This is a genomic window from Arthrobacter sp. B0316-1-20 (genome assembly GCF_059091865.1).
In genome coordinates, this window is the sequence record NZ_JBNHHC010000009.1 from 276,688 (window position 1) to 284,765 (window position 8,078).

5 protein-coding genes and 1 pseudogene are annotated in these 8,078 nt (G+C 60.0%); 3 read left to right on the forward strand and 3 right to left on the reverse strand.

What is annotated here, in order from left to right:
• Positions 1–28: 28 nt before the first annotated feature.
• A complete protein-coding gene (locus tag AC5RW2_RS17280; RefSeq protein WP_494074318.1) occupies positions 29–2,185 on the reverse strand; it encodes an ATP-binding protein in 2,157 nt (718 codons plus the stop codon).
• A gap of 35 nt (positions 2,186–2,220) precedes the next feature.
• The gene (locus tag AC5RW2_RS17285; protein ID WP_494074319.1) at positions 2,221–3,312 is read right to left on the reverse strand and encodes a DNA cytosine methyltransferase; all 1,092 of its coding nucleotides are present in this window, start codon (positions 3,310–3,312) and stop codon (positions 2,221–2,223) included.
• A 782-nt stretch (positions 3,313–4,094) separates the two neighbouring features.
• On the opposite strand from AC5RW2_RS17285, the gene AC5RW2_RS17290 reads away from it, so the two are divergent.
• On the forward strand, positions 4,095–4,571 hold the full coding sequence (locus tag AC5RW2_RS17290; RefSeq protein ID WP_494074320.1) for a DUF6650 family protein: 477 nt from the start codon (positions 4,095–4,097) through the stop codon (positions 4,569–4,571).
• A gap of 100 nt (positions 4,572–4,671) precedes the next feature.
• Here AC5RW2_RS17290 and AC5RW2_RS17295 read toward each other — a convergent pair whose 3' ends face one another.
• On the reverse strand, positions 4,672–6,186 hold the full coding sequence (locus AC5RW2_RS17295) for a helix-turn-helix domain-containing protein (RefSeq protein ID WP_494074321.1): 1,515 nt from the start codon (positions 6,184–6,186) through the stop codon (positions 4,672–4,674).
• 128 nt (positions 6,187–6,314) lie between these two features.
• On the opposite strand from AC5RW2_RS17295, the gene aceA reads away from it, so the two are divergent.
• The gene (gene aceA / locus AC5RW2_RS17300; protein ID WP_494074322.1) at positions 6,315–7,631 is read left to right on the forward strand and encodes an isocitrate lyase; all 1,317 of its coding nucleotides are present in this window, start codon (positions 6,315–6,317) and stop codon (positions 7,629–7,631) included.
• A gap of 98 nt (positions 7,632–7,729) precedes the next feature.
• A pseudogene (locus AC5RW2_RS17305) lies at positions 7,730–8,078 on the forward strand (malate synthase A); the annotation flags it as partial.

An 8,078-nucleotide genomic window follows, 5' to 3' on the forward strand; every position in this document is an offset into this window, starting at 1 on the left:
GACACTGACCGATTAAGCGGTCTGTGCTTCAGTCGGCAAGCGCATCTAGAACTTCCGCGACCCTAGTCAAATTCTTGTTCTTGTCGATGTACTCTGCATACTGGGCACGGGCGCGATGGATTAGCTCCTGATATCTGAATACTCGCCCATTCAGCTCCGCGACGCGTTCTCGGCTGTAGTCATTCGGATTTTTTGAAGGCGGAGACTTCTTGGCGCCTGGCTTCTTACCGACGACGAAGATCACTTCGTACGGTTCATCACCGCGACCTGTCTCTTCTAGAATCTGCGTGAGTGCCCGGATATACGTCAGGCCCTGATCATATAGGACGTCGATGTCGGGTTTCACGCCCGGACGTTTCAGTTCGATGATCACGTGTCGGTTCTGGACGTTGCAGTATCGGAGATCGATGCGTTTAAGTGCATCTTCTTCGGGACGATCTGCGCCGAAGCCGTCAGCCAGTTCAAAGACGCGTTCCTCCATTGAAACGTCCTGCGAGATGCGATCCCACGCTGGGTCCAGTAACCATAGGTTCGAATGCAGCTTCTCTTGCAGCACCTTCTCCAGCACATTCTCGGCGATGTCGTCCTCAAAGCTCTGAATAGTCTCGATACGGGCACGTATAAGGTCCAAATACATCGCGGATTCGTAGCTATCGAGCGTAGCGAGAACGTCGAGAATGTCGTCTGTTTGCATTGTTGATAGTCGATTCAACCGCTCGACATCTTCCCTGAGGCCGATCCGTTCGAAAGCGATGATGCCTGATTGAAACAGCCTACGTCTGTCCTTAGCAGCATCGGAGCTCTCCGGAATCGAAAGCGATTCGATCGTCCCCATGAGCTTCGTTGCAGGGTCTTGCTGGTACTTCGGCAATGAGTCGATCCACTGCTTGATTGGCTCGTTGCTTGCTAGAACCTCTTTAGCCTTCTTCTTGGGTCGCCACTCTGACCATTGGTCTGATGCCTTCAGTAAAGCAGCCCGCAAGAATTCACGCAGGGCCTCTACTCGAGGGTCGTCCTCCATGAGACGTTGACGGTCGCTAGTTGCGATGTCGTCTTGATCATCCGCATCGAGAAAGTCCGCGCGGATCTGTCCAGTCGTATAGCTGACGAAAAGACGACTGAAATCAAGACGTTCTAGAATGCCTTCCTGAATGGGCCGGCCGCGCGAAAGGACCATGATGTTTTTCAGCGATCCCGCCTCATCGTCCTCAACAAGCTGATCCGGTCGTGCCGCCGTCCCAAACCACCCTGTCACCTTCCAGGAGTTGTCGCCTGGCACATCGCCCGGCACGACGGTTCGCACTACGTCTGGAGAAAGACTTTCAGCCGGGATGGACTCTTCGCCGAACTCCCATAGGTACTCAATCTTCTTCAACTCGATTCGATCGGCAAACGTGATCGGATCACCATTCAACGTCACAAAGAACAGGCTGGCCAATGATTCCGCTGCTTCCGTCGCTTCGCTGTCAGCGGGTTCTTTGCACGTACGTTCGCCTAGTTCCTTGATGTATGCGTGAATGGCGTCCAAGGCTGTTGAATTGTCATCAGTCTTGGGCGCCACGAGCGTCAGGACATCGAATCTGCGGGCTACTCGCTTACGCAGCGCATTGAGAGCTACATCTATCCGGCGGCGTCGGAGGTTGGTTAGACGAATTAAGGTTCCATGCTCACCAAGCGAGGGGTCAACGTCAATTGGTTCAGGGTTGTATGCCTCATCGTTATCGATGCGCTTCTTCAAATGATCAACTTCGATGCGAAAGGCATTCCGATCGCCATCCTTAACCGAGTGAACCTCAACCGTGTCTGCTATCGAGAAGACCGACAACTTTCCGATACCTTTACGGCCCATGAACGGCCGTTTGTACTTATTGCTGGTCCCTCCCTCGGCTATTCGCTTGGAATAGCCGACGGTTAAAAACTTGCTCCTCAGATCGTTGATTGTCATGCCGCAGCCGTCATCAGTGATCTCAACATAAGCGCCGTCTCCGCCGGCGTTCCAGGTAATCTCAACATGATTCGCGTCTGCGTCCCATGCGTTGGCAACCAGCTCTGAAACGACAGCTGCGGCATTGCTGTAGAGGTTAATGCCCAGCGCTTCGAGCACCGACATACTGATTTTCATCTCGTAGGTGGGCTCGGTGCCCGCCTCGACCTGAGGTAGTTTCTCGACAGCGCTGTCGCTCACGTGGCTCCTAGTAAGTTGTTCTGACCAATACGACATCACGGCGTCTGGGAGACGATGCCATACCTGGGTGCAGCATTCTCTGGATCCTGAATGACATGCATGAACTTTTCGCCAACAGCTCGGCCAAAAGCAGGCGGAACGGCGTTTCCGATAAGTCGTCCTACGGTCAGCATAGTTGGCCTATCGTCGCGCTTCACAAACTGATATCCACGGGGGAACCCTTGGAGCATTGCTGCCTCTCGAAGTGTGATGGTGCGATCCTGCTCGGGGTGCCCGAAGCGTCCAGTTCCGAAATTGTACGACTGAGTAGTTATCGTGGGTGAAGGTAGATCCCACCTCATACGGCCATAAAACGACTTGAAACTCGCGCCACTTGCCTTGCGATGGCAGGGCGCAAGCAGCTCCTCTGGCCAGTCTTGCCAAGTCCCCCCGGGCAGTGATGCCTGAATGCGGCGAAGATTCAAAGGAGTAAGCCGGCGGGCAGTGTGAAGTGGGTCTTTCGCGTCAGTTTCACCATTGCGGAGACTGGGGAGTTTTCCTATGGTCTGCTTAACGGTCTTGAACTGCGCCTTGTCCTTGTTTCCTTTAGGTAGGGCGATCTCACCTAAACGTGATGCCATCAGGACAAGGCGGCGACGTTCCTGGGGAAGACCGAACTCCGGTCCGTACAGTGTTCCGTGGTCAACCTGATAATTAAGTTCTTCGAGTTTAGCTACGAATTCTTGGAAAACTCGCATCCTTCCCAGTCGGGTGACGTTTTCCATTGTCACGAATTCCGGCAGGGTTTCTTCTACGAGGCGTGAAAAATGAGAAAGCAGATCCCAACTGTCTTCCGCACTCGTATCGGCACCGCGTCGGTGGCTGGAGAACGGCTGACAGGGGGCACAGCCGGCCAGCAATCGCCGTTTCCCCCTAGGCCAAAGGGCCTCAAGCTCGGAGCCTCGAACGTCACCCACATCTCGGAGTAAGAACTTCGCTCCAAGATTCTTCTCATATGGGAATTCACAGGCGGGGTCAAGGTCAATGCCTGCCACCACTTGGACTCCGGCCTGTTTAAGACCGAGCGACAGGCCTCCTGCCCCGCAGAAGAGGTCAATGGCAGCGATCTCAGATGCTTGGAAGTTCACGACCATACCTTATCCGCTTCGCTGTTCCCCATTGACGGCGACACGTCTCGCGCTGTCTGGCGGCGGGGCATGGCTGATTGGCTGCCGCGGCACCCAGCCGCAGAACCTTGAAGCACTTTGCTAGGTCAGCGGCTCACGAAGGAGACTGGCGGCCGTGTCGCCTCGGCTGAACGACCGCGTGCGGCTGGACTAACACCTGTCTAACAGCAGCGCGGCCGCCCTAGGCGTATTCCATCACCTTCGAAGAAGCGGGACTGGTTTTGGCGAATCATGGGGTTCGGTTCAGCTCCGGTGGGCCACCCAAGAGGACGGCCGCGGGCTAAAAGAACGCACAGAAGCGCAGGGTCGCCCTCAAAACCCACCATCAACTCATACGCGAGCAATTTCTACGAACCATATGGAGAAGCCGCAGAACATCGTCATCATCAAGTGAATCTGGCTGTAAATTTCAGGTAATTCTTTCTACGATCTGGCCCCGCAGGAGCGGGGGATGATGTGAACGGGGCAACGTTTGAAGATGCTAAACCTCTGGCCCCTTCGCAGATGAGCTCGGTTGTGCTGTTTTACTCTCCGCGGCGTCGGATGCCGTTGACCGACGTGACGTTGGGCTAAAGGAGGAGGCCCTTTTGAATTGTTAGCAACCGACGATCCCCGACCGTCGGGCAGGAATCAAACTTACAAAGAGACCCGACGATGCCCAATGTTCCTGCCTGCTCGGGCGGATGCTGAAGATCACATATCATCAATGCAATACGCACACGCGGGGCTACTAAAGGGGCAAGATGAACCGTCGGCCGACACGATACAAAAGGATCATTACCGGCGGAAGCCTTACCGGGATGAGCGTAGCGACGGCGCTGGTCGCCACGGACGCCCAGCATTGTCAGGTGCTCGTTGATGTGATTGATGACAAAGACGCGTTCGTTGCTAGCACGCACCAGGAAGATGGCGGCGCAGTCATCACTTCTATTGCAGAGGTCAGAAAACTCGCAACGAGTACCGTATCGCTCGTGGATAGCCTCGAAGTGATGGAGGAAGCCAAGAACATCGCGACGGCATGCCGGACGTTCATGCGAGATTACCGCGAGGGTGACGATCCGCGTGTCCTTGCCGCCTGCCTAGAAGCCATGCGAGCGGAAGTCGGCGAGTCTGTTGCTTTCCTTGTAAAGATTCTGGGGCTCCGCCCGCCGTCACGCTTTGACGTCTCGTCATTCGAGCCACGCGCGACAGACATCCTGTCGGGTTGGCTGAACCAGTAAACTAAGCCGTTTACAGCCGCTGCAACCGATCATTCAGCGACTGCAAAGACCTTCGTATTACGCAGATCGGCATCGCCTTCAGACTCTTTCCGAAAGCCGTTCATACCTTGGCGTGCGCTGCCAGAAACTGGTACACCTCAGTTTCATCCACGCCGGGGAAGGCCCCGGGCGGCAGGGCGGCGAGAAGGTGGGAGTTGGCGCGCGCGCTGGGCCAGGCGTTGCCGGCCCATTGGGCGGCGAGGTCGGCGGGTGGGCGGCGGCAGCAGGATTCGTCGGGGCAGTTCGAGATGGAGCGTTCGGTGGTGTCGCGGCCGCGGAACCACTTCACTTCCTTGTATGGAATTCCGATGCTTAGCGAGTACTCCCCCGATGAGTGCCGCTCGGTGATGGCGGTGCACCAGAAGGTGCCGGCTTTGGTATCCGTGTACTGGTTGAAGGCGCGGAACTTGTCCGGCACGTCGAAGACGGCCCGGGAGGTCCAATTGCGGCAGACCGGCTGGCCCTCGATGGCGCCGGTGTGGTCGGCCGGGAAGTTCACGCCGTCGTTCTCATAGGCCTTGTGAATGATTCCTGAGACGTGGACCTTCTGGAAGTGGCAGGTAATGCCCAAGTGGTGGGTAGCCAGGTTGGTGAACCGGTGCGCGGCGGTCTCGTAGGAGACGCTGAAGGCATCGCGCAGGTCCTCGATGGCCAACTCTTTGGAGGCCTTGGCCTTCTGCAGGAAGTCCACCGTGGCGTGCTCGGGCATCAGCAGGGCGGCCGCGAAGTAGTTGGTGTAGACGCGCTGGCGCAGGAAGTCCGCGTAGTCGGTGGGCGCCTGGTGGCCCAACACGTAGTGGCCAACCGCCTGCAGCAGCACCGACCGGGGGTCGTGTTCCGACCGGTGGCCCTGGGTCAGGTAAATTCTGTTGTTCTTCAAATCCGTCACGGACCGGGTGGAATGCGGCAGGTCGCTGACGTACTGCAGGCTGAAACCGAGGTGTTCGGCGATGTCCGCGGCCACGTGGTGGGACAGCGGCCCGCCCTTGAACCCGACCGCCTTGAGCAGCTCCTGGGCCTGGGCCTCGAGGTCCTCGTAGTGGTTGTTCCGGGCGCGCATTTCCGCCCGAAGCTCGGTGTTCGCCCGGCGGGCCTCCTCCGGGGTGGCCGCCTGCTCGTCCAGCCGTCGCTCCAGCTCGTGCTGCAAACCGACCAAGGACTCCAGCACATCCATGGGCAGCCGCGAACTGACGCGGACCTTGGGCAGCCCGAGCGACTCATACAGCGGCCCGCGCTGGTAGCGCTCCAGCTCAATCTCCAGCGCGGCACGGCGGCTGGGCGGCTCGGCCCCGAGCAGCTGGTCGATCCCCACGCCCAGCGCTTTGCCGAGCGCCTGGAGCATGCCGAGCTTGGGCTCGCGCTTGCCGTTTTCGATCAGCGACAGCTGCGAGGGCGCGGCGCCCACCGCGGCACCGAGATCGTCCAGGGTCATGCCCTGGGCCTTGCGCAGGTGCCGCACCCGCCGGCCCAGGCTGATGACGTCGATTTCGGGCTCGGCGGAGGCACCGCCGTCGTGCTTGGCGGGACGATTCCAGCTGGTGGTTGTCATTTCTTGAGAATACGAGAAGAAGTGCAAATCTTTCCAGCATTTTCCATGGATTACTTGTTGCAGAGTGCGGAATAGTCGGTTTCACGAAGGATTTGGCCCGGACCGATCACCGAAGATCGGAACCTGCCGGACCCGACACCGAACAGGAGACAGCAATGACTGCATCATTTGAGCCGGCCCCGATGAACGCTGAGGAAGCGGCCAAGGCACTGGAGCTCGAGTGGGCCGCCGATTCCCGCTGGGAGGGCATCACTCGCGACTACACCGCAGCGGATGTCGTCCGCCTCCGCGGCCGGGTCCAGGAAGAGCACACGCTGGCCAAGCGCGGCGCGCAGAAGCTGTGGAAGCAGCTGACCGAGGAAACCGCCGACGGCCGCTACACCAACGCGCTCGGCGCGCTGACCGGCAACCAGGCGGTGCAGCAGGTCAAGGCCGGGCTGCGCGCCATCTACCTCTCCGGCTGGCAGGTGGCCGCCGACGCCAACCTCTCCGGCCACACCTACCCGGACCAGTCGCTGTACCCGGCGAACTCGGTGCCGCAGGTGGTCCGCCGAATCAACAACGCGCTGATGCGGGCCGACCAGATCGAGTTCTCCGAGGGCATCCAGACCGTTGAGGACTGGCTGGTGCCGATCGTGGCCGACGCCGAGGCCGGCTTCGGCGGGCCGCTGAACGCCTACGAGCTGATGAAGTCCATGATCGCCTCCGGCGCCTCCGGCGTGCACTGGGAGGACCAGTTGGCCAGCGAGAAGAAGTGCGGCCACCTGGGCGGCAAGGTGCTGATCCCCACCGGCCAGCACATCCGCACCCTGAACGCGGCCCGCCTGGCCGCCGACGTCGCCGGCACGCCTTCCGTGATCATCGCCCGGACCGACGCGGAGGCCGCCACGCTGCTGACCTCCGACGTGGACGAGCGCGACGCCGAGTTCATCACCGGCGAGCGCACCCCCGAGGGCTTCTACAAGGTCCGCAACGGGATCGAGCCGTGCATCGCCCGGGCCAAGGCCTACGCCCCGTACTCCGACCTGATCTGGATGGAGACCGGCACCCCGGACCTGGAGCTGGCCCGCAAGTTCGCCGAGGCGGTCAAGGCCGAGTTCCCGGACCAGATGCTCTCCTACAACTGCTCGCCGTCCTTCAACTGGAAGAAGCACCTGGACGACGCGACCATCGCCAAGTTCCAGCGCGAGCTCGGGGCGATGGGCTTCACCTTCCAGTTCATCACCCTGGCCGGCTTCCACGCCCTGAACTACTCGATGTTCGACCTGGCCCACGGCTACGCCCGCAACGGCATGAGCGCCTACGTGGACCTGCAGGAGCGCGAATTCGGCGCCGAAGACCGCGGCTACACCGCAACCAAGCACCAGCGCGAAGTGGGCACCGGCTACTTCGACACCATCTCCACTGCCCTCAACCCCAACGGCAGCACCCTGGCACTGGTCGGCTCCACCGAAGAGGGCCAGTTCCACTAAATCTTTTGCCGCATCGACTGTGCGGATCTGGCCCCTTCCGGGCTCGGAACCGGGCCAGATCCGCGCACTCGATGCATTTTTTGAGGAGTGAATGAGCGATGAATGATCCGATTACCTTGAACGGGATTACGTTGACGGCCCCGCCGGTGCGCCGGCAGGAGGAAGTGCTGACGCCGCAGGCGCTGGAGTTCGTGGCCAAGCTGCACCAGGCCACCGCGGCACGGCGGCGCGAGCTGCTGGTCCAGCGGGAGAACCGCCGCCGGTCGATCGCCCGCGGGCACGACCCGAAGTTCCTGCCCGGCACCCGGCACATCCGCGAGGATTCCTCGTGGAAGGTCGCTCCCGCGGCCCCCGGGCTGGAGGACCGCCGGGTGGAGATCACCGGGCCGGTGGAGAAGAAGATGACCATCAACGCGCTGAACTCCGGCGCGAAGGTGTGGCTGGCGG

Coding starts and splice junctions, on each gene's coding strand:
- AC5RW2_RS17290 (WP_494074320.1), top strand. CDS start 4,095: ATGAACCGTCGGCCGACACGATACAAAAGGATCATTACCGGCGGAAGC.
- aceA (WP_494074322.1), top strand. CDS start 6,315: ATGACTGCATCATTTGAGCCGGCCCCGATGAACGCTGAGGAAGCGGCC.